The following is a 20075-nucleotide window of genomic DNA, read 5'->3' on the forward strand; positions in this document are numbered from 1 at the left end:
GTTTGTAGTGTTCTGTGCCCATTTTTCGGGCACGCGTGGGCCCCGTGGGGCCGTGGTGGTGCGGTGGGGCCCGTCGGGGGGCCGGCGCCGGTGCCCTCTAGGGCGCGGCGGTGGAGACGGACACGCGGGTGTCGTCCGCCTCGGGGGTGCGGGGCCGTTCGGCGCGGAGTTCCGCGATGGCGGCCTCGAAGTCTTCCAGTCCGTCGTACGCCTGGTACACGGAGGCGAAGCGCAGGTACGCGACCACGTCGAGCTCCTTGAGCGGACCGAGTATGGCCAGCCCCACGTCGTGGGTGGTCAGCTCGGCGTTGCCGCTGGCGCGCACGCACTCCTCGACCCGCTGGCCGAGCTGGGCCAGCGCGTCCTCGGTGACCGGGCGGCCCTGGCAGGCCTTGCGGACGCCGGTGATGACCTTCTGCCGGGAGAACGGCTCCGTGACGCCGCTGCGCTTGATGACCATCAGTGCGGCCGTCTCCACCGTGGTGAAGCGGCGGCCGCAGTCCGGGCACTGCCGGCGACGGCGGATACAGCTGCCGTCCTCGGTGGTCCGGCTGTCGACAACGCGGCTGTCGGAGTGCCGGCAGAAGGGGCAGTGCACCTCGGGATCCCTCCCTGGCAGAACGTTCGGACCGGTTGAGTCTATGCGATGCGCCCCCGGCCTCGGCAAGCTGATCATGCCGACCGACCACTAGTACTGGGCACGGAGAGGACTGTAGCCACTACATCTAGGTCTCACGGGGAGGTGAACGCCTTGGCGTGTCGGCGCCGATTAGACTGCCGGGGTCGAGTTCTGCTCGAACATTTACTCGATGTACAACAAAGCCTTGATCGAGTCAGTCAACTCCCGAATAATTCACTCGAACGTGTGTTTGGCGCAACCTTTCGATAGGAGGCGCGTTGGGCTGGAAAAGGGGAGAGGACAGCCGTCGAGAGGGGCCGCCGTGAACACGATCGAAAGCAACACCATCCCGGTGCAGGAACACTCCCAGTTCAAGGTGGGGCAGCGCACCACGAATCAGCAGGGTCTGGACATCAGCATGGACCGTAGCGAAGACCACCGTCTCCCCGGCGCGGCCCTTTCCGGCGCGCCCCGCGTTCCCGACCAGCCGATCGAACACTCCGCCACCGTGGACGACGCCCACCCCTCCCCCGCCCGCGCCATGCCCGGCCGCCCCCCCGGCATCCGCACCGACGAGGCGGGCCTCACCGAGCGCCAGCGCCGGGTGATCGAGGTCATCCGGGATTCCGTCCAGCGGCGCGGCTACCCGCCGTCCATGCGCGAGATCGGCCAGGCCGTCGGCCTGTCCAGCACCTCCTCGGTCGCCCACCAGCTGATGGCCCTGGAGCGCAAGGGCTTCCTGCGCCGGGACCCGCACCGCCCGCGCGCCTACGAGGTCCGCGGCGTCGAGGTGGCCCGTCCCAACACCGCCGAGACGGCCGGCCGCCCGTCCACCTCCTACGTCCCGCTGGTCGGCCGGATCGCCGCCGGCGGGCCGATCCTGGCCGAGCAGACGGTCGAGGACGTCTTCCCGCTGCCCCGCCAGCTGGTCGGCGAGGGCGAGCTGTTCGCGCTCACCGTGCGCGGCGACTCGATGATCGAGGCGGCCATCTGCGACGGCGACTGGGTCACCGTGCGCCGCCAGCCGGTCGCCGAGAACGGCGACATCGTGGCCGCGATGATCGACGGCGAGGCCACCGTCAAGCGGCTCAAGCGCGAGGACGGCCGGATCTGGCTGCTGCCGCACAACCCGGCGTACGAGCCGATCAACGGCGACAACGCGACCATCCTGGGCAAGGTCGTCGCGGTCCTGCGCCGGCTCTGAGCGCCCCGGCGGCCGGCCGCCGCACACACCGGGGAGGGGCTCATCGCGATTCGCGAGGAGCCCCTCCGGCGTTCCCGGGGGCCGCTCTCAGCCCCGCTTCACCACCGGTCGCACCGGCACCGCCGAGGCGTCGATCGCCGCCAGCGAGCGGCGCACCTGGTTGCGGTCCGTGGTGTACCAGAACTCCGGCATCGAGGACCGGAAGAAGCCCCCGTACCGCTTCGTCTCCACCCGCGGGTCCAGCACCGCGACCACGCCCCGGTCCTCGGCCGCGCGCACCAGCCGGCCCGCACCCTGGGCCATCAGCAGCGCCGCGTGCGTCGCCGCGACGGCCATGAAGCCGTTCCCGCCGCGCTGTTCGACGTCCTTCTGGCGGGCGCTCATCAACGGGTCGTCCGGCCGGGGGAACGGGATCCGGTCCATCACGACCAGCTGGCACGCCGAGCCGGGCACGTCCACGCCCTGCCAGAGCGAGAGCGTGCCGAACAGACAGGTGGTCGCGTCCGAGGCGAACTCCCGGATCAGCTCGCCCAGGGTGTCCTCGCCCTGGAGCAGGACGCGGTGGTCCAGCCGCTCGCGCATCGCCTCGGCGGCCGTCTGGGCACCGCGCATCGAGGAGAACAGGCCCAGCGTCCGCCCGCCGGCCGCGCCGATCAGCTCGGCCAACTCGTCCAGCATGTCCGGCCGTTCGGGGTCGCGCCCGGGGTCGGCCAGGTGCTTGGCGACGTACAGGATGCCCTGCTTGGGGTACTTGAACGGCGAGCCGACGTCGATCCCGCGCCAGTGCGGGACGGCGTCCTCCCCGAAGCCCGGTTCGGGGTTGTCCCCGGCGGTGCGGACGTCCGGCAGCCGCGCCTCGGAGGGCAGGCCGACCGAGGCGGCGACGCCGTTGAAGTCCCCGCCGAGCTTGAGCGTGGCCGAGGTGAGGACGACCGAGCGCTCCTTGTACAGCCCCTCGCGCAGCAGCCCGGAGACGCTCAGCGGGGCGACCCGCAGCGAGGCGGCGCCCAGCCCGTAGCGGTCGCTGCGCTCGATCCAGACCACGTCGTACTCGGAGTCCTCCAGCAGCCGGTCGGCCGTCTCGTGCAGCGCCTCGGCCGAGGCCATCGCCTGCTTGCGGACGGCGTCCTCGTCGCTGAGCCCCTTGTCCCTGGTCTCGCCCAGCGAGGTGATCACCTGGCGGGAGGCGTCCCGGATCGCGGTGACCGCGTACGCCAGGTACTCGGGCAGCTCCTCGACCCGGCCGGGCTGGGCCGTCTCCATCAGGCCGTGGTAGTTCTCGGCGGCGGCCTGGAGCGCGTCCACCGCCTTCTCGTTGGCCAGCCGCGCGGCCCGCTTCACGGCCCGGTTGACCGCCCCGACGGTCAGCTCCGCGGTGGCCGCGCCGGTGACCCGGTTGACCAGCTCGTGCGCCTCGTCGACGATCAGCAGCCCGTGCTCGGGCAGCACCGGCGCGCCCTCGATCGCGTCGATCGCGAGCATCGCGTGGTTGGTGACCACGACGTCCGCCAGCTTGGCCCGCTCCCGCGCCTTCTCCGCGAAGCACTCCTGCCCGTACGGGCAGCGGGTGGCGCCCAGGCACTCCTTGGAGGTGACCGAGAGCTGGGCCCAGGCCTTGTCGGAGACGCCGGGGCTGAGGTCGTCGCGGTCCCCGGTGTCGGTCTCGTCGGCCCAGTCGCGCAGCCGCAGCACGTCCTGCCCGAGCTTCCCGGTGGGCCCGCCGAGCGCGTCCACCGGGTCGAACAGGCCCTCGCCCTCGTCGCTCGGGGTGCCCTCGTTGGCCCGGTGCAGGCACAGGTAGTTGGAGCGGCCCTTGAGCATCGCGAACAGCGGGCGGCGGCGCAGCACCGGGTGCAGCGCCTCGACGGTGCGCGGCAAGTCCCGCTCCACCAGCTGGCGCTGCAGTGCCAGGGTGGCGGTGGCGACCACCACGCGGTCGCCGTGGGCGAGCGCGGGCACCAGGTAGGCCAGGGACTTGCCGGTGCCGGTGCCGGCCTGGACGAGCAGGTGCTCGCCGTGGTCGACGGCGTCGGCGACGGCCTCGGCCATCCGGGCCTGACCGGGGCGCTCCACGCCGCCGACGGCCGCCACCGCGGCGTGCAGCAGCTCGGGGATCCGCGAGCGCGGGACGGCGACGGCTTCCTCGGCCTCGTCGCCGAGGTCCGCCGCCCGCTGGGATTCGGAGTCGTGGGATTCGGAGTCGTTCGTCATGACCCTCCCACCCTACGGGGCGGGGGTGACAATCCGGTCCCGTTGGCCGGGCTGTCGCACGTCCACGGCGACCAGCGCGTTCGGCACGGTGCCGTACCGGGCGGCGTGCGGGCGGTGCGGGCGGTCCTGGTAGCCGTCCAGCAGCAGCCGGTTGCGGTTGAGGCAGAGCCGGTCGATCCGGGGGCGGAACAGGTCGAACAGCTCGAAGCGCTCGCGCAGCTCGGGGAAGCGGCCCTGGTAGCGGAGCACCTCGGCCCGCAGCAGGGCCCAGAACTCGGTCTCGGGCAGCCCGGTCTGCGCCTCCAGCAGCGGGGCGAGGTAGCGGAAGACGCCGATGAACAGCCCGGAGTGGATGAACTGGCAGAGCCCCTGCGGGCTCTCCCGCAGCAGCACCTCGGCCACCTCGGGGGGCAGGCCGTGCAGCTCGGGCAGGCTCTGGGCGCTGAGGTTGACGTCGTCCACGAAGTCCTTGACCGCGAGCCGGACCGGTACGTCGGACGGGTCGAAGACCACGATGGCGTTCTCGCCGTGCGGGGAGAAGACGAGGCCGTAGCGGTAGAGGAAGTGCAGCAGCGGCGGCATCATCGCGGCGAACAGCCGGGCGGTCCAGTCCCCGGGGAGGAGGCCGGAGCGGTCGATCAGCTCGGCGGCGAGCGCCCGCCCGTCGGAGCCGGTCTGCAGCAGCGCGGCCAGGGTGCGGGCCCGCTCGCCGCCGTCCAGGAAGGGGCCGAGCGGCTGGCGCCAGATCGCGCCGAGCAGCTCCTTGTACTGGTAGGGCGCCTCGGGCAGCTCGCGGTAGAGCGGGTGGTCGACGGTGACGGAGGCGATCTCGCCGAGCAGGACGACCCGGCACTCGTCGCGCAGGTACGGGTCGGCGTCGCGCAGCCCGAGCAGCCAGGCGGTGACGGTGGGCGCGGCCAGCGTGCGCTCGACCGGCAGGCCGCGCCAGACCAGGGTGTTGAGGATGGACAGCGGCAGCTTGACGGTGCAGCGCTCGGGATGGGCGGTGTTGAAGAAGGAGCGGATGGACTGCTGGGGCAGCCGTGGGTCGCCGTCCGAGGGCAGCGGGACGATCTCGCCGGAGGCGATCCAGGGGGCGAACAGCGGCAGGATCGTCTCCTCCCACTGCCAGGGGTGGACGGGCAGCAGCAGGTAGTCCTCGGCGCCCGGCCCGAGCGCGGCGCGCAGCGCGTCCACGTCGTCCAGCTCGCGGGCGTAGAGCTGCTCGGGCCGTTCCAGGCCGGGCACCCCGCGGTACTCGGCGAGCCGGCGGTGCACCGCGATCCAGGGCAGCGGGCGCGGGCTGCGGGCCTCCGGGGCCCAGCGGGCGGCGTCGGCGGCGGAGAAGCCGATCCGGCCCTTGTTGGGGACGATCCAGGGGTGGCCGGTCTGCCGGCCCTCCAGCGCGGTGTGGTCGAGGTCGGCGAGTTCGGCGGCGGTCAGCGCGGTGGCGAGCTGGCGGGCGTCGGCGGTCAGCGTGGCGCAGAGCTCGCGGATCAGGTGGCCGGTGGTCTCGCCGCGCATGCCGAGGGTCTGCCGGGCGTACGGGAGGAAGCGCAGCGGGTCCAGGCCGTCGGGGCGGTCGCAGCGGACGGACTCCGGGTCGACCTGCCAGCTGTCGTAGGCGCCGCGCCGGGCGGTGAAGCGGTACTCGGCCTCGGGCAGCTCCAGCCGGTACTCGCCGGGCGCGTCGCCGGGGACGGGCCGGAGCAGCTCCTCGTAGGCGAACTCGCCCAGCATCTTGGCCAGCAGGGCGCGGCCGGCCCGCTGCCAGTGCCCGGCGGTGAGGTGCGGGGGCAGGTGGAGCGGCGGTTCAGCGGCCGACGGTTGCGGCACGGGTCAACTCCTGGGGGCGGGGGACGACGGGGGTCCGGTCGGGGGTCGCGGGAGCGGGGACGGGAGCAGCGGGAGCAGCGGCGGCGGGGACGGGCGCGGAGGCGGCAGGTGCCGGGGCGGGCGGCGCGAAGCCGGTCCAGGCGGTGCGGTCGGGCAGCCGGTGGACGGTGCGCCCGGTGACGGCGTTGAGGATCACGGCGGCCCGGTGGGCGCCGAGCCCGAGGTCGGGGGTGCCGACGCCGTGGGTGTGCAGTTCGGCGTTCTGGACGTACAGCCCGCCGGTGAGCTCGGGCCGGGTGGCGACCCGGTGGTCCAGGTCGACCCGGTAGCGCCCGGCCTCGTCCCAGTCGATCAGTCCGGCGAGCGGTTCGAGCGCGGCCGGCCGGGCCGCCCGGTAGCCGGTGGCGAGCACCACGGCGTCGGTGCGCAGCAGGTGCTCGGCGCCGGAGTCGGTGTGCCGGCAGTGCAGTTCGAGGCCGCCGCAGGGGCCGGGGCGGGCCGCGTCGACGGCGGTGCCGGGGGTGATCTCGACCGGGGCGGTGTCGATCGGGCGGCCGATGGTGCGCTCGTAGAGGTGGTCGTGGATCTCGGCGAGGGTCTCGGCGCTGGCGGCCTTGTGCAGCTGCCACTGGGCGGTGACCAGCGCGTCCCGGACGGGGGCGGGCAGGCCGTGGAAGTAGCGGGTGTAGTCGGGGGTGAAGTGCTCCAGGCCGAGCTTGGAGTACTCCATTGGGGCGAGCGCCCTGGTCCGGGTGAGCCAGCGCAGCCGGACGCCGTCGCCCTCGTGGCGCCGGAGCAGGTCGAGGAAGACCTCGGCGCCGGACTGTCCGCTGCCGACCACGGTGATGTCCCGGGCGCCGGCCAGGTCGGCGCGGCGGTCCAGGTACTCGGCGGAGTGGAAGGCCCGCGGGTGGCCGGCCAGCGCGGCGAAGGCCTCCGGCAGCACCGGCCGGGTGCCGACCCCGAGGGCGAGGTTGCGGGCCCTGGCCTCGGAGCGCCGGCCGGTCGCGGTGTCGGTCAGCTCGACGCGGTACCAGGGCGCGTCCCAGCGCAGGGCGGTGACCTCGGTGCCGAAGCGGCAGTTGGCCAGCCGTTCGGCGGCCCAGCGGCAGTAGTGGTCGTACTCGCGGCGCGGCAGCTGGAAGCGCTCGGCGAAGTAGAACGGGAACAGCCGGTCCTGCTCGCGCAGGTAGTTGAGGAAGGACCACGGGCTGGTCGGGTCGACCAGGGAGACCAGGTCGGCGAGGAACGGCACCTGCATCCGGGCCCCGTCCACCAGCATGCCGTGGTGCCAGCGGAACTCCGGGCGCTGGTCGCAGAAGAGCGTGCGCAGGCCGGGGACGGGCTCGGCGAGCGCGGCGAGCGAGAGGTTGAACGGGCCGATGCCGACGCCGAGCAGGTCGTACGCGGGGAGTGTCGAGGTGTCCACAGGGGTGTCCTAGGCGGGGAGTTGGGCCTGCGCGGCGGGCCCCTCGGCCCGGTCGCGGACCATCAGGGCGGCGCGTTTGCCGGGCAGGTCGAGTTCGGCGGCGGCCCGGAACCCGGCCCGCTCGAAGGCCCGGACGGACCGCCGGTTGCGGACGTCCGGTTCGGCCACCACCCGCTCGCAGCGCGGAATCCGGCGGAGAATCAATTCTGCGAGGGCGGCCAGGAGGACGGCGCCCAGCCCGCGGCCGCGGCTGGCGGCGGGGCCGAGCAGCAGGTGCACGCCGGTGTCGTACGGCCGGGCCGGGTAGTGCGCGGCGAGCGGGTCGAGGTCGGCGCGGTAGACCTCCCAGTAGCTCATCGGCTCGCCGTCGAGCAGCCCGAGGCACGGGATGCTGCGGCCGTCGCCGTCCAGTTGGGCCCGGACGTGCCGCTCGGTGGCCTCCGGCGGCCCGGCGAGCTCCCAGAAGGCGTCGACCTCGGGGTCGTTCATCCACCCGGCGAGCAGGGCCAGGTCGGCGGGCAGCCGGACCGGGGCGAGCCGGAACCCGCCTGCCGGGGTGGGGACGGTGCCCCACCCCGGCAGGTCGTCCGGCATCGCGTCGCCGCGTTCGCCCGGGCGCGCGTCCTTCCGGTTCACGCTCCCCCAGCCTCCGGCCGGGGGGACCCCCACCGCTCGCTCGGGCACCCCGCCACCGGGTTAGGGATGTCCACGTACACGGACTGGCTGGCGACCGGGCCGACCAGCTCGTCCATGCCGTTGATCCGGGTGAGCAGGTTGGCCTTGCAGGGCAGCGTGGGCGCGTCCAGCAGCAGCGCGGGCAGCGCCGAGCCGGTGGCGGTGGCCCGCGGGCCGGCCAGGAACCGGCGCAGCGCGGCCAGCAGCACCGTCTCGTCGGCGAGCCGCTGGGAGCCGAAGGCGCCGATCAGGCCGAGCACGTGGTTGATCCCGAGGTAGTAGGCGAAGTGGTGGTCGATCACCTCGTCCGGCAGGAAGGTGTCGCTGTCGGCGCCGAGCCCGGGCAGCCGGGCGGCGAGCCTCCCGGTGGCGCTCTCCCGGTAGTAGTAGCCCTGGTTGTCGCGGTAGCGGCCGCCGCACGGCCAGCCCTCGGCGTCCAGCAGCACCAGGCTGTTCTGCTGGTGCGCCTCCAGGGCGATGCCGCCCCGGCCGTCCAGCCAGAGGATGGGCAGCACGACCGCGTCGAGGTAACGCAGGAACCATTCGGCGGCCACCGTCGGCAGCGGGCGGGCGCAGCGCGCGGCGAGCGTCCGCAGGATGTCGCCGAGCCGGGAGGGCACGGTGTCGCCGGTGCCCACCGGCTGTTCGGCGACCAGCCCGGCGACGCACAGGGCGCGGTCGGTGGGTGCGAAGGGCTGGGCGCGCAGCACGGTGTCCAGGCCGCCCGGGTCGCCGAGGCCGGGGTGGTCGACGCCGATCCAGGCCGGGTCGCGGACGATGTCGAAGCCGGGGTGGGCGGCCCGCCACTCGGCGGCCAGCCCGCTCTCCAGCAGCCGGTGCATCTCCAGGCCGCGGTGCAGTTCCTTGCGCAGGTTCTCCCGGCGGGAGTTGGTGATCCGCAGGCCGAGCGACAGCTTGAGCATCCACGGCGTGCCGGGCCGGTAGACGGTGCGCACCGAGGAGGTGGGGTACCAGGGTTCGCCGGCCGGGCCGAGGTCGTGCAGCAGCCCGTCGGCGAGCAGGGCGGCGACGGCCGGGCGGTGGGCGAGTTCGCGGGCCTGCCAGGGGTGCAGCGGGAGGGCGGCGGTGCCTGGCGGCAGCGCCGTGCCGCCGTCGAGCAGGCCGGCGGTGAGCTGCTCGGCGCTCTCGGCGACGGCGGAGCCGGCCGCGAGCAGCTCGCGGTCCACGGCGAACCAGTGCAGTTGGAAGGAGCCGTGCAGTTCGGGCGAGTAGGCGGCGCTCTGGGCCGGGCCGAGGCCGTCGCGGCTCTTCGGCGTGGGGTGCAGCGGGTGGCCGAGCAGCAGGGACTGCTCGGCGGCGAGGAAGTGCGAGCGCTCCGGCCCGCCGGGGGTGGCGGCGGTGCGGCGGTGGGCGAGGATCTCGGCGGTGCGCACGACCGAGTCGGCGACCCGGCCGGCCAGGTCGGCGACCTGGCCGGGGTCGGGCCGTTCGGCGGCCGCGGCGGCGAGCAGCGCGGCGGCGGTGACGGCGTCCACCGGGGCCTCGGCGGTGCCTTCGCCGGCCGCGAGGGTGGCGGGCCCGAAGCGGTGCCAGCCTCCGGGCGACCAGTAGCGGACCGGGGCGGTGAGCCGGGCGGCCCCGCCGAGGACGGCGATCCGCAGCCGGCCGTCCGGGCCGGGTCGGGCTCCGGTCTCCCGCGTCCAGCAGCGCAACAGGGCCTCCAGTCCGGCCTGTTCGGCGGCGATGGCCGGGTCGGGGTGCAGCAGCAGGTCGTGGCCGTGGGCCGGTTCCGCGGTGGGCGGCGGTACGGGCGGGGCTCCGGTGAGGGCGGCGGTGCTCAAGGCTGCTCCTTGGGGCGCGTGGGGGTGCGGACGCGCTCTGTGGTGGAGGGGATCGGCGGGCGCTCGCACCGTCGCGTCAGGTAAGGGTTACCTATCCCTGACGGGTGATCACAAGGACGGCTCACTCGTCCGGGTGAGAATCGGCGATTGTCCACATCTGGGACCGAATGCCCTGCTGAGGCGGCGGACCGGCCGGGCCGGGATCACGGATCGGTGACCTCCGGCCCGCACCGCAACCCGGGGGGCGGGCATGGCCGTCCTCGTCCGCGATGGAAGACTCCAGGGCGGCGGAACGCCGCACCGCGCACCGGCCGGGCACGCGCCACCCGGGTGCGGAGCCACCGGCCTCGGTGCCGCCCGGCCGCCCGCACCACCCGGCGACCCGGCACCGCCCGGCACCGCCCAGCACCGACCGACCGAGCACAGGGGGAAGCGCACAGATGCCATCGATCCACCGGTCAGCCCTGGCCGCCCTGGCCGCGGGCGCCCTGCTCGCCGTGAGCGCCTGCGGGCCGGACGGCCCGACGGGCGGCGGCGGGACCAGCCCCGCGCCGCCGCCCTCCTCCGCGGCGGCCCCGGCTGCGGGCTCGGGCGGCGCGATCGGCGGGATCACCCTCCCGTCCGGGCTGCCGACCAGCCTGCTGGAGGGGCTGCCCAGGAGCTGGGACGACCTGAAGAAGTGGAAGTACGAGGACTGGGACAAGTGGGCGTCCAAGCACGTCTTCAACAACCCGGTGGTGAAGGACTTCTGGGACCCGGACAAGATGGGCGACTCCAAGCCCGCCGACCCGGCGCCGCCCGCCGCCAAGCCCGCCCCCGTCACCCCCGGGCCGTCCACCGACGACGGCGTGACCGATCCCGAGCCCCCGCTGGTCAAGGCCGCAGCGATGCCCCGCCCGTACACCAAGCAGCCCTCCGGCAAGGTGTTCTTCTCCGCCAAGGGCGGCCGCGGCAACTGCTCGGCGACGGTGATCAGCGACCCGCAGCACCCGGGCAGGAGCAACCTGGTCTGGACGGCCGGACACTGCGTGCACGAGGGCAAGGGCGGCGGCTTCTTCAAGGACCTGGTCTTCGTGCCCGCCTACAACAACTCGGGCGCCTCCAGCGGCGGCAAGCGGGCCCCGCTGTCCGAGCTGGCCCCGCTCGGCACCTGGTGGGCCGACCAGGTCACCACCTCGCCGCAGTGGATGGTCGAGGGCGGCGGCAGCGGCGACGCCGCCAACCAGTACGACTTCGCGGTCATGCGCGTGCACAACCAGAACGACACCGGCAAGTCCCTGGAGGAGACGGTCGGTTCGGCCGTCCCGGTCTGGTTCGACGCGCCGCGCGACCGGCTCCGGGTCTCGGCCGTCGGCTACCCGCTGGTCAAGCCGTTCGACGGCCAGGAGCTGTACCGGTGCGACGGCGGCAAGCCGACCCGGCTCTCCTTCGACGCCAAGCGCCCGACCATGCTGACCATCGGCTGCGACATGACCCAGGGCGCCAGCGGCGGCGGCTGGTTCGCCACCATGCCCGACGGCAGGACCGCCCTGGTCAGCAACACCTCGATCGGCACCCCGGAGCACACCTCGCTGAGCGGCCCGTACCTGGAGGCGGTCGCCCGGCAGGCGCTGGACTGGATCTCCAAGAAGTAGCCGGACCTCCGCGACCAGCAGCCGTTCCGAGGAGGCAGCCGCCACCGGGGGACGGTACGGAACCACCAGCACAGCACGGGGGGACGAACCCGCATGCCGAAAACCACCAGCCGGGGTCGCCGGGCCGCGACGGCCGGCGCCGCGCTGCTCGCCGCCCTCGCGCTGGGGGCGGCCGGGTGCGGGCCGGACGGCCCCGCCCGGCCCGCCACCGCGCCCCTCGCCCTGCCCCGGTCCGCGCCCACCAGCCTGGGCGACCTGACCGGCTGGAAGGTGGAGGACTGGGCCCGTTACGTCGCCGACAGCGCCTTCGCCAACGACGCGCCGCCCGGCTCCTGGCCGGCGGCCCGGATGGACGCCGCCAGGGGCCGGCCCACCCCGGAGTACTCCCTGACCTCCCCCGCGGCGGACGGCGTCGAGCGGGACGCCGCGCCCGCCGCCGTGCGGGCCGAGCCGCAGCCGCACCCGTACGGCCCGGTCGGCTCGGTGGTCGGCAGGCTCTTCATGGCCACGCCGCAGGGCGACGCGGCCTGCTCCGCCACCGTGGTCTCCGACCCGGTCAACCCGGGCCGCAGCAACCTGGTCTACACCGCCGCGCACTGCCTGCACGACGGCAAGGGCGGCGGCTGGCTGAGGAACCTGGTCTTCGTGCCCGGCTTCAACCGGGACGGCGGGCTGGTCCACGGCAAGCCGAACCCCGACCAGCGCGCCGCCCCGTACGGCCGGTGGACGGCGGTGCGCGCGCTGGTCTCGCCGACCTGGCTCCAGGAGGGCGGCGTCGGCGCCCACCACCAGTACGACTACGGCGTCCTGCGGGTGCGCGGCGAGGACGGCTCCGGAAGGTCCCTGGAGGAGACGGTCGGCGGCTCGGTGCCGATCTGGTTCAACGCCCCGCGCGACCTGATCACCGCGGCCGCCGCCTACGGCTACCCGGCCGAGCGGCCGTTCGACGGACTGCGACTCGCGCACTGCGACTCCCCGGTCGCGCCCGGGCGGCTCTCCTTCGACCGGAACCGCCCGCCGATGTACCTGATCGGCTGCACCATGACGGCCGGTTCCAGCGGCGGCGGCTGGTTCGTCACCAGGGACGGCAAGCCCAACCTGATCAGCGTCGGCGCCCTCGGCGACCGCGACCCGGCCGGCTACCAGGCCGGGCCCGCCCTGCAGGACCAGGCGAAGCAGGCCTTCGACTACTTCGCCAAGAACGTCAGGTAGCCGCCGCGGAGGAGGACGGCGAAGGGGCCCCGGGACGGCGTTTCGTCCCGGGGCCCCTTCCGTGCGCTGCGGCTCAGCCCTGCAGGGCCACCGCGAAGTACTCCAGCTCGGCGGCCAGTTCGGCCGGCACCTTGGCGTGCAGCAGGGTGCCCTCGCCGGTGTGCTCGGTGGAGAGCAGCTCGCCCTCGGCGTGCACCCGGGAGACCAGCGCGCCCTGGGTGTAGGGCACCAGGGCCCGCACCTCGACCGCCGGACGCGGCAGTTCGTCGTCGATGAGCTGCAGCAGCTCGTCGATGCCCGCACCGCTGCGGGCCGACACCACGATGGCGTGCGGCTCGCGGCGCAGTAGGCGCTGGAGGACGTGCGGATCGGCGGCGTCCGCCTTGTTGATCACCACGATCTCCGGCACGTTCTGCGCGTCGACCGAGACGATGACCTCGCGGACGGCGGCCAGCTGCGTCTCCGGCTCGGGGTGCGAGCCGTCCACCACGTGCAGGATGAGGTCGGCGTCGGCGACCTCCTCCATGGTCGAGCGGAAGGCCTCGACCAGGTGGTGCGGCAGGTGCCGGACGAAGCCGACGGTGTCGGCCAGCGTGTAGAGCCGGCCGCTCGGGGTCTCGGCCCGGCGGACCGTCGGGTCCAGGGTGGCGAACAGGGCGTTCTCCACCAGCACGCCCGCGCCGGTGAGCCGGTTGAGCAGGGAGGACTTGCCGGCGTTGGTGTACCCGGCGATGGCCACGGACGGCACCTGGTGGCGCTTGCGCTCCTGGCGCTTGGTGTCGCGGCCCTTCTTCATGTCGGCGATCTCCCTGCGGAGCTTCGCCATCTTCTCGCGGATCCGGCGCCGGTCGGTCTCGATCTTGGTCTCACCGGGACCACGGGTGGCCATGCCGCCGCCCGAGGAGCCGGAACCACCGCCACCCATCTGCCGGGACAGCGACTGACCCCAGCCGCGCAGGCGCGGCAGCATGTACTGCATCTGCGCGAGCGAGACCTGCGCCTTGCCCTCCCGGGACTTGGCGTGCTGGGCGAAGATGTCCAGGATCAGGGCCGTCCGGTCGACGACCTTGACCTTGACCACGTCCTCCAGGTGGATCAGCTGGCCGGGGGTGAGCTCACCGTCGCAGACCACGGTGTCGGCACCGGTGGCGGCGACGATGTCGCGCAGCTCCTTGGCCTTCCCGGAGCCGATGTAGGTGGCCGCGTCGGGCTTGTCACGGCGCTGGATCACGCCGTCCAGCACCTGGGAGCCGGCCGTCTCGGCGAGCGCGGCGAGCTCGGCCATCGAGTTCTCCGCCTCCTCCAGCGTGCCGTCGGTCCAGACGCCGACGAGCACCACGCGCTCCAGGCGGAGCTGGCGGTACTCGACCTCGGTGACGTCTTCGAGTTCGGTGGAGAGGCCGGCGACCCGGCGCAGGGCGGCTCGCTCGCTGCGGTCGTACTGGTCGCCGTCGTAGTGGTGGCCGAGGTCCTCGTCGATGGCCGCGAGGTCCTCGTCCATGAGGGCTTCCGCCCGCAGACCGTCGAGGCGGCGCGGAGCGTCGGCGTGGTCGCGGGTGTCGAACGTGGAGGTCATTCTGTCCTTTGGCTCGCTGGTACGGGTGGCTTCGGGGGCCGCCGGTGGCGGTCCCGTACGGAGTCTGCCCAGCTGCCGCCCCGGCTACCGTCCGGGCGGGGTGAGCTACCCCTCAGGTCCCCGGGTTCCGCCCCGGGCCTGTGCCCGGAGAACGCCGTGGACCGGCCGTGAATTCCCCATGATGGTCGCACGCCGTGCGCGGGCCGGTCATCCCCATTTCCCCCGGGGCACCGGGCCGGGCGGCCGGTCCCCCGGCTCCCGGCCGCCCTCCGGGGCGTGCGGGCGGCTCACGTCGTACACCCCGGAGACCCTGAGCATCGCCCGCATCAGCCCCGGCAGCGCGGACGGCTCGGGCAGTTCCACGGTGTAGGTGTGCCGGACCCGGGACTCCTGCGGCGGCTCGACCTCGGCCGAGACGATGCCGACGCCGGCGGCGGAGATCGCCGCGGTGAGGTCGGCGAGCAGCCGGGGGCGGTTCAGCGCCTCCGCCCGCAGGGTGGCCCGGTGCCCGGCCGCCGGCGCGCCCTCCGACTGCCAGCGGACCTCCAGCTCGGCCCGCCCGTCCGCGCGCATCCGCTCCCCGGCCGGACAGCCGGTGCGGTGCACCGCGACCGCGCCGCCGCGGATCGGGTAGCCGGTCACCTCGTCCGGCGGCACCGGGGTGCAGCAGCGCGCCAGCCGGACCGGCGCCCCGGGCCGTCCGGCCACCGCGACCGGGGCCACCCGCCGCGCGGCGGCCGGGCGCCCGGGCGGGGCGGGCTGGCCGCCGGCCGGGCCGGTGCGGACTACCGGCTGCCGGGCCGGGTGGTCGGCCAGCCAGCGCTCGATGGCCAGCCGGGCGGCCGGGGTGCGGGCGTGCGCCAGCCACTCGGGGGCGGGGCCGGAGGGCTGCCCGCCGCCGGCCGGGAGGTTCTCGGTGAGCACGGCGATCTGGTCGCCGTCCTCCAGCACCGTGGACAGCGCGGTGAGCCGCCCGTTGACCCGCGCGCCGATGCAGCGGTGGCCGGTCTCCTCGCCGAGCAGGTAGGCCGCGTCCACGCAGGTGGCGCCGGCCCTCAGCTGAAGCGTTTCGCCACCCTCCGTCACCACGGTGATCTCGCGGTCGCCGGCCAGGTCGGCGGTGAGCGTGGACCAGAAGGCGTCCGGGTCGGGCGTCTCCTGCTGCCACTCCAGCAGCCGGCTGAGCCAGCCCGGGCGGGCCGGGTCGGTGCGGTCCAGCTCGTCGGCCTCCTGCACGGCGCCGGCCGGGGACGGGTCGCCGAGCGCGACCACCCCGGTCTCGGCCACCTCGTGCATCCGCCGGGTGCGGACCAGCACCTCGACCACCGCGCCGCCGCTGAGCGCCACGGCGGTGTGCAGCGACTGGTAGAGGTTGAACTTGGGCGCGGCCACGAAGTCCTTGAACTCCCCGGGCAGCGGCGTCCAGCAGGTGTGCAGCTCGCCGAGCACGGCGTAGCAGTCGGCGTTCTCCTCGACCACCACCAGCAGGCGCCCGAAGTCGGCCGGCCGCGGCCCCTGCGGCCGCCCGTCCGGCCCGGGCACGGCGGCCCGCCGGAGCAGCACCCGGTGCAGCGAGACGCAGTGCCGCGGCCTGACGGTCACCTCGGCGGGCACCCCGGCCTCGGCCAGCTGGCGGGCCAGCTGCCGGGCGAAGGGCTCCAGCAGGGCGTCCGGCTCGCCCTCGTGACCGGCCATCAGGGCGCGGGTGCGGGCGTGCTCCTCGGGGTGCAGGGTGGCGAAGACGATGTCCTCCAGCTCCGCCTTGAGCACCTGGATGCCGAGCCGTTCGGCCAGCGGGATCAGCACGTCGCGGGTGACCTTGGCGATCCGCACCTGGCTGGCCGGCTTCATGTGCCGGATGGTGCGCATGTTGTGCAGCCGGTCGGCCAGCTTGATCACCATCACCCGGACGTCGTCCCCGGTGGCGACCAGCATCTTGCGGAAGGTCTCGGCCTCGGCGGCGGCGCCGAAGTCGACCTTCTCCAGTTTCGTCACCCCGTCGACCAGGTAGGCGACTTCGGGCCCGAACCCGGCGCCCACCTGCTCCAGCGTCAACTCGGTGTCCTCGACCGTGTCGTGGAGCAGCGAGGCGACCAGGGTCGTCGTCCCGGCGCCGAGTTGGGCCAGGATCATGGTGACGGCCAGCGGGTGGGTGATGTACGGCTCGCCGCTCTTGCGCTTCTGACCGCGGTGGCTGGCCTCGGCGAGCCGGTACGCCCGGGCGAGCAGGCCGAGGTCGGCCTGCGGGTGGTGCCGGCGGTGGACCCGGACGAGCGGCTCCAGGGCGTCCGGCACGGGCGGCCGGCCGGTGGCGAGTAACGCGGCCCGCCCGGCCCGGCCGAGGGCGGCCCGGCCGAGCTCCCCGAGGGGCCGCCTGGCCCCGCCCTGCCGCACGGTCGTCGGCTGCCCCGTCAGGGACTGCCCGGCTTCGATGGTCATCGGCACCTCCGGCAACGGTCACCGGGCGCCGCCCCTCCTGAGGGGGTGATCTTGCTACCCCTCCCCAGGGGTGATCGACCCGGTGGTCCATGCTACCGAGCAGAGCACGTTCCGCGACGCCCTGATTCCCGTCCGCGACCGCTATCACCCGATCGGGGGGATTCGTCACCGCACGAATTGGGCAAACCGGGCCGCCCGTGCCCGTCCGGCCTCAGCGCACCGAGTCCCACCAGCGCCCGTCCAGCCGCCCCTCGGCCACGATCACCGCCGGACCGGTCATCTCCACCCGGCCGTCCGGGTGCTCGGTGATGACCAGGCGGCCGCCCAGCACGTCCACGGTGTACGAGGCCGCCTCGCCGGTGACCGCCGGGTCGGCGCCGTCCCGGCGGATGGCCGCCACCGCCACCGCGCAGGCGCCGGTGCCGCAGGAGCGGGTCTCGCCCGAGCCGCGCTCGTGCACCCGCATCGCGACGTGCCGCGGCCCGCGGTCCACCACGAACTCGACGTTGACGCCCTCCGGGTAGGCGCTCGCGGGGCTGGTCAACGGCGCGGTGAACAGGCCGCCGGCGTGGTCCAGGCTCTCCACGAAGGCCACCGCGTGCGGGTTGCCCATGTTGACGTTCAGGGCCGGCCAGCGCCGCTCGCCGACCGCGACCTCGATGCCGTCCGGCCCGGGCAGCCGGGCCCGGCCCATGTCGATGGTGACGTCGCCGGGCGTGCCGTCCTCGGCGGCCTCGGCGACCTTCGCGGCGAGCACCCCGGAGCGGGTGGCGACGGCCAGTTCGCCGGGCTCGGCCAGGCCGGCCTCGACCAGGAAGCGGGCGAAGACCCGCAGCCCGTTGCCGCACATCTCGGCGACGCTGCCGTCCGAGTTGCGGTAGTCCATGAACCACTCGGCCCGGTCGGCCATCCCCGCGGCGGCCGGGTCGGCGGCGGCGCGCACCACGCGCAGCAGCCCGTCCCCGCCGACGCCGGCCCGCCGGTCGCACAGCGCGGCGACGGTCTCGGGACCGATCTCCAGCGCGCCGTCCGGGTCCGGGACGATGACGAAGTCGTTCTGGGTGCCGTGCCCCTTGAAGAAGGCGATGCCGCCCTGCCGGGGAGAGGATGCGCTCACCCCTCCGATGGTACTGAGCGGCGATCCGCCCGCTCAGCGCAGGGAGGCGTTCACCGCGGGAAGGCGTTCACCGCGGGGAGGCTCTCAGCGCAGGTAGGCGACCCGCCAGACCGCGAGGGCGCAGGCGGCCACCGCGATCAGGGTGTAGACCACGATCGCCTTCCAGCCGGCCCGCTTCCCGGAGCCCCGGCGCGGCAGCCCCGGCCACTTGTAGCCGGCGTGCCGGGCGGCCATCGCGCCCCAGCCGACCGAGGCGGCGGTGAACAGCAGCCCGAGCATCCCGACCATGGTGGCGCGCGCCCCGGCCGAACCGAAGGCGAGCGGGAAGGCGAACATCAGCGAGCCGAGGGTGCCCAGCAGGGCGATCGGCAGCGTCTGCCACCACCGCAGCCGGCGCAGCGGGCGGATCTCCCGTTCGTGCACCGCGCCGGCGGGCGGGGTGCGGGTGTCCAGGGCGGGCACCGCGACCGCGTAGGAGGTCGGCGCCTCCAGACCGGTCAGCACGGGGAGGTCGCCCATCGTCGACTCGTCGAACTCCTCGGCCGGGGCGGTGACGCTTCCGCTCTGGCCGGATTCGGGGCCGGTACCCGTCGACACACGGCCTCCCCTGACAGTTCGACACGAGCGGACTCGCGGCCGGCACGGTCGGCCCGTCCGGCCGACCCCTACGGCATCGATGATGGCATGTCCAGGGAGGCGTTCCGGGCCTGACCGGGGTCGACGGGTGATCCGTGGCCATCACGTGATCGGGCCGTGACCGCCGGTTCGTCCTGCACGGTCGCCTGCGCGCGCAGGTGCACCGCCACAATGGCCGGAAACCCTTCCTACGCGGCCGGAACTCCCTGACGGCCGATCAGTTCGAGGGACCGTTCCAGCAGCTCGACGGGGTCGGTTCCGGCAGGCCGGGAGAGCCAGTTGATCCGGTCGTCGCGGCGGAACCAGGACTCCTGACGGCGGGCGAAGCGCTTGGTGGCCCGGACGGTCTCGGCGCGCGCCTCCTCCTCGGTGCACTCGCCGGCGAAGTGGGCGAGCAGCTGCTGGTAGCCGAGCGCCCGGGAGGCGGTCCGCCCCTCCCGCAGCCCGGCCTTCTCCAGTTCCCGCACCTCGTCCGGCAGTCCGGCCTCCCACATCCGGTCGACCCGCAGCGCGATCCGCTCGTCCAGTTCGGGGCGCGGCACGGCGACGCCGATCTGCACCGCCTCGTAGACGGCGGTGTTGCTCGGCAGGTTGGCGGTGAACGGCTGCCCGGTGATCTCGATGACCTCCAGGGCGCGGACGATCCGCCGGCCGTTGCCGGTGAGGATCGCCGCGGCGGCGGCCGGGTCCAGCTCGGCCAGCCGCCGGTGCAGCGCGTCCGGGCCGGCCTGCTCCAGCTCGGCTTCCAGCCGGGCCCGCACCGCCGGGTCGGTGCCCGGGAACTCCATCTCGTCGATCGCCGCCCGGACGTACAGCCCGGAGCCGCCGACCAGGACGGGCGGGCGGCCCGCGGCGAGCAGCCGGTCGATCTCGGCCCGGGCCAGCCGCTGGTACTCGGCGACGCTGGCGGCCTCGGTGACGTCCCAGATGTCCAGCAGGTGGTGCGGCACTCCCCCGCGCTCGGCCATGGTGAGCTTGGCGGTGCCGATGTCCATGCCCCGGTACAGCTGCATCGAGTCGGTGTTGATCACCTCGCCGTCGAGACTGCGGGCGATGGCGACGGCCAGGTCGGACTTGCCGGCGGCGGTCGCGCCGACGATCGAGATGACGCGCGGGGTACGGGAGCTGCTCACCGCTCCAGTCTCGCAAAAACCGCCGCGCGCCCGCGGACGGGGCTGCCACCCGCCCGCGACTGCGCGACGATATGACTGTTTCCCGGACATTTCCGGCCATTTCCCCGATTCGGTCCGGTTTGCGAACGCTTCGCGGGGCACGGTCGTTGTCCGGAGGACAGCGGACGAAGGAGATCGCCATGGGTCTGATGGACAACCTCAAGGGCAAGGCCGAGGAGCTCAAGGACAAGGCCGGCGAGTTCGCCGGAAAGCACAGCGACCAGATCGAGAAGGTCGTGGACAAGGCCGGCGGCGCGATCGACAGGGCGACCAAGGGCAAGTACAGCGACAAGATCGAGCACGGCACCGGCAAGGCCAAGGACGCGGTCGACGACTTCGCCCACAAGCCGAAGCCGGGCGACGAGGGACAGCCGCCCCCGCGGTCCTGAGCCCCTGCCGAGGCGCTAAGGCGTGTCTGACAATTCGCGTCGGATCAGGGCGCGGCGTTGGGGTGCGTGCATCGCAAGGCGGAGGAGGGAGCCACTGCGGTGGGGGCACCTCCCGGCCGAAGGC

Annotated in this window: 15 protein-coding genes; 4 read left to right on the top strand and 11 right to left on the bottom strand. The window is 74.3% G+C overall.

Going from position 1 to position 20075, the window contains the following annotated elements:
- Positions 1 to 97: 97 nt before the first annotated feature.
- Positions 98 to 598 carry a transcriptional regulator NrdR gene (nrdR, locus tag ACZ7RU_RS33520; RefSeq protein WP_470344754.1) on the bottom strand — a complete coding sequence of 167 codons (501 nt, stop codon included), beginning with the start codon at positions 596 to 598 and terminating at the stop codon, positions 98 to 100.
- 562 nt (positions 599 to 1160) lie between these two features.
- Here nrdR and lexA point away from each other — a divergent pair.
- A complete protein-coding gene (gene lexA, locus ACZ7RU_RS33525) occupies positions 1161 to 1823 on the top strand; it encodes a transcriptional repressor LexA (protein ID WP_464336859.1) in 663 nt (220 codons plus the stop codon).
- Between the two features lie 87 nt (positions 1824 to 1910).
- On the opposite strand, the gene ACZ7RU_RS33530 is transcribed toward lexA, so the two are convergent.
- Genes ACZ7RU_RS33530 through ACZ7RU_RS33550 form a run of 5 tightly spaced genes read right to left on the bottom strand, consistent with a single transcriptional unit; the run spans position 1911 to position 9845 of the window.
- Positions 1911 to 4034, bottom strand: a complete 2124-nt coding sequence (locus tag ACZ7RU_RS33530) for an ATP-dependent DNA helicase (protein WP_470344755.1) — start codon at positions 4032 to 4034, stop codon at positions 1911 to 1913.
- A 12-nt stretch (positions 4035 to 4046) separates the two neighbouring features.
- Complete coding sequence (locus ACZ7RU_RS33535) at positions 4047 to 5870, bottom strand: IucA/IucC family protein (protein WP_470344756.1); 1824 nt, start codon at positions 5868 to 5870, stop codon at positions 4047 to 4049.
- On the bottom strand, positions 5848 to 7299 hold the full coding sequence (locus ACZ7RU_RS33540) for a lysine N(6)-hydroxylase/L-ornithine N(5)-oxygenase family protein (RefSeq protein WP_470344757.1): 1452 nt from the start codon (positions 7297 to 7299) through the stop codon (positions 5848 to 5850). The genes ACZ7RU_RS33535 and ACZ7RU_RS33540 overlap by 23 nt, the downstream gene beginning before the upstream one ends.
- Before the next feature lie 9 nt (positions 7300 to 7308).
- Positions 7309 to 7893, bottom strand: coding sequence for a GNAT family N-acetyltransferase (locus tag ACZ7RU_RS33545; RefSeq protein ID WP_470344787.1), 585 nt, complete (start codon positions 7891 to 7893; stop codon positions 7309 to 7311).
- A 38-nt stretch (positions 7894 to 7931) separates the two neighbouring features.
- Positions 7932 to 9845 carry an IucA/IucC family protein gene (locus ACZ7RU_RS33550; RefSeq protein WP_470344758.1) on the bottom strand — a complete coding sequence of 638 codons (1914 nt, stop codon included), beginning with the start codon at positions 9843 to 9845 and terminating at the stop codon, positions 7932 to 7934.
- Positions 9846 to 10216: 371 nt separating this feature from the next.
- On the opposite strand from ACZ7RU_RS33550, the gene ACZ7RU_RS33555 reads away from it, so the two are divergent.
- Both ACZ7RU_RS33555 and ACZ7RU_RS33560 read left to right on the top strand, forming a co-directional pair.
- Positions 10217 to 11410, top strand: a complete 1194-nt coding sequence (locus tag ACZ7RU_RS33555) for a trypsin-like serine peptidase (RefSeq protein ID WP_470344759.1) — start codon at positions 10217 to 10219, stop codon at positions 11408 to 11410.
- Between the two features lie 93 nt (positions 11411 to 11503).
- Positions 11504 to 12622, top strand: coding sequence for a trypsin-like serine peptidase (locus tag ACZ7RU_RS33560; RefSeq protein WP_470344760.1), 1119 nt, complete (start codon positions 11504 to 11506; stop codon positions 12620 to 12622).
- 73 nt (positions 12623 to 12695) lie between these two features.
- Here ACZ7RU_RS33560 and hflX read toward each other — a convergent pair whose 3' ends face one another.
- The 5 genes from hflX to miaA all read right to left on the bottom strand — a co-directional run bounded on the left by hflX (position 12696) and on the right by miaA (position 19523).
- Positions 12696 to 14198, bottom strand: coding sequence for a GTPase HflX (hflX, locus tag ACZ7RU_RS33565; protein WP_470344761.1), 1503 nt, complete (start codon positions 14196 to 14198; stop codon positions 12696 to 12698).
- Between the two features lie 207 nt (positions 14199 to 14405).
- The gene (locus tag ACZ7RU_RS33570) at positions 14406 to 16637 is read right to left on the bottom strand and encodes a RelA/SpoT family protein (RefSeq protein WP_470344762.1); all 2232 of its coding nucleotides are present in this window, start codon (positions 16635 to 16637) and stop codon (positions 14406 to 14408) included.
- A 211-nt stretch (positions 16638 to 16848) separates the two neighbouring features.
- Positions 16849 to 17754 (bottom strand): diaminopimelate epimerase, encoded by a 906-nt coding sequence (gene dapF, locus ACZ7RU_RS33575; RefSeq protein ID WP_470344763.1) that lies wholly within the window; start codon positions 17752 to 17754, stop codon positions 16849 to 16851.
- Positions 17755 to 17838: 84 nt separating this feature from the next.
- Positions 17839 to 18351 carry a hypothetical protein gene (locus ACZ7RU_RS33580; RefSeq protein WP_470344764.1) on the bottom strand — a complete coding sequence of 171 codons (513 nt, stop codon included), beginning with the start codon at positions 18349 to 18351 and terminating at the stop codon, positions 17839 to 17841.
- 227 nt (positions 18352 to 18578) lie between these two features.
- Positions 18579 to 19523: a tRNA (adenosine(37)-N6)-dimethylallyltransferase MiaA gene (gene miaA, locus ACZ7RU_RS33585; RefSeq protein WP_470344765.1), complete on the bottom strand. Its 945-nt coding sequence runs from the start codon at positions 19521 to 19523 to the stop codon at positions 18579 to 18581.
- 179 nt (positions 19524 to 19702) lie between these two features.
- Here miaA and ACZ7RU_RS33590 point away from each other — a divergent pair, with 179 nt between their 5' ends.
- Positions 19703 to 19951, top strand: coding sequence for an antitoxin (locus tag ACZ7RU_RS33590; RefSeq protein ID WP_470344766.1), 249 nt, complete (start codon positions 19703 to 19705; stop codon positions 19949 to 19951).
- The last annotated feature ends 124 nt before the right edge of the window (positions 19952 to 20075 follow it).

It is taken from the genome of Kitasatospora sp. NPDC114501 (assembly GCF_055633695.1).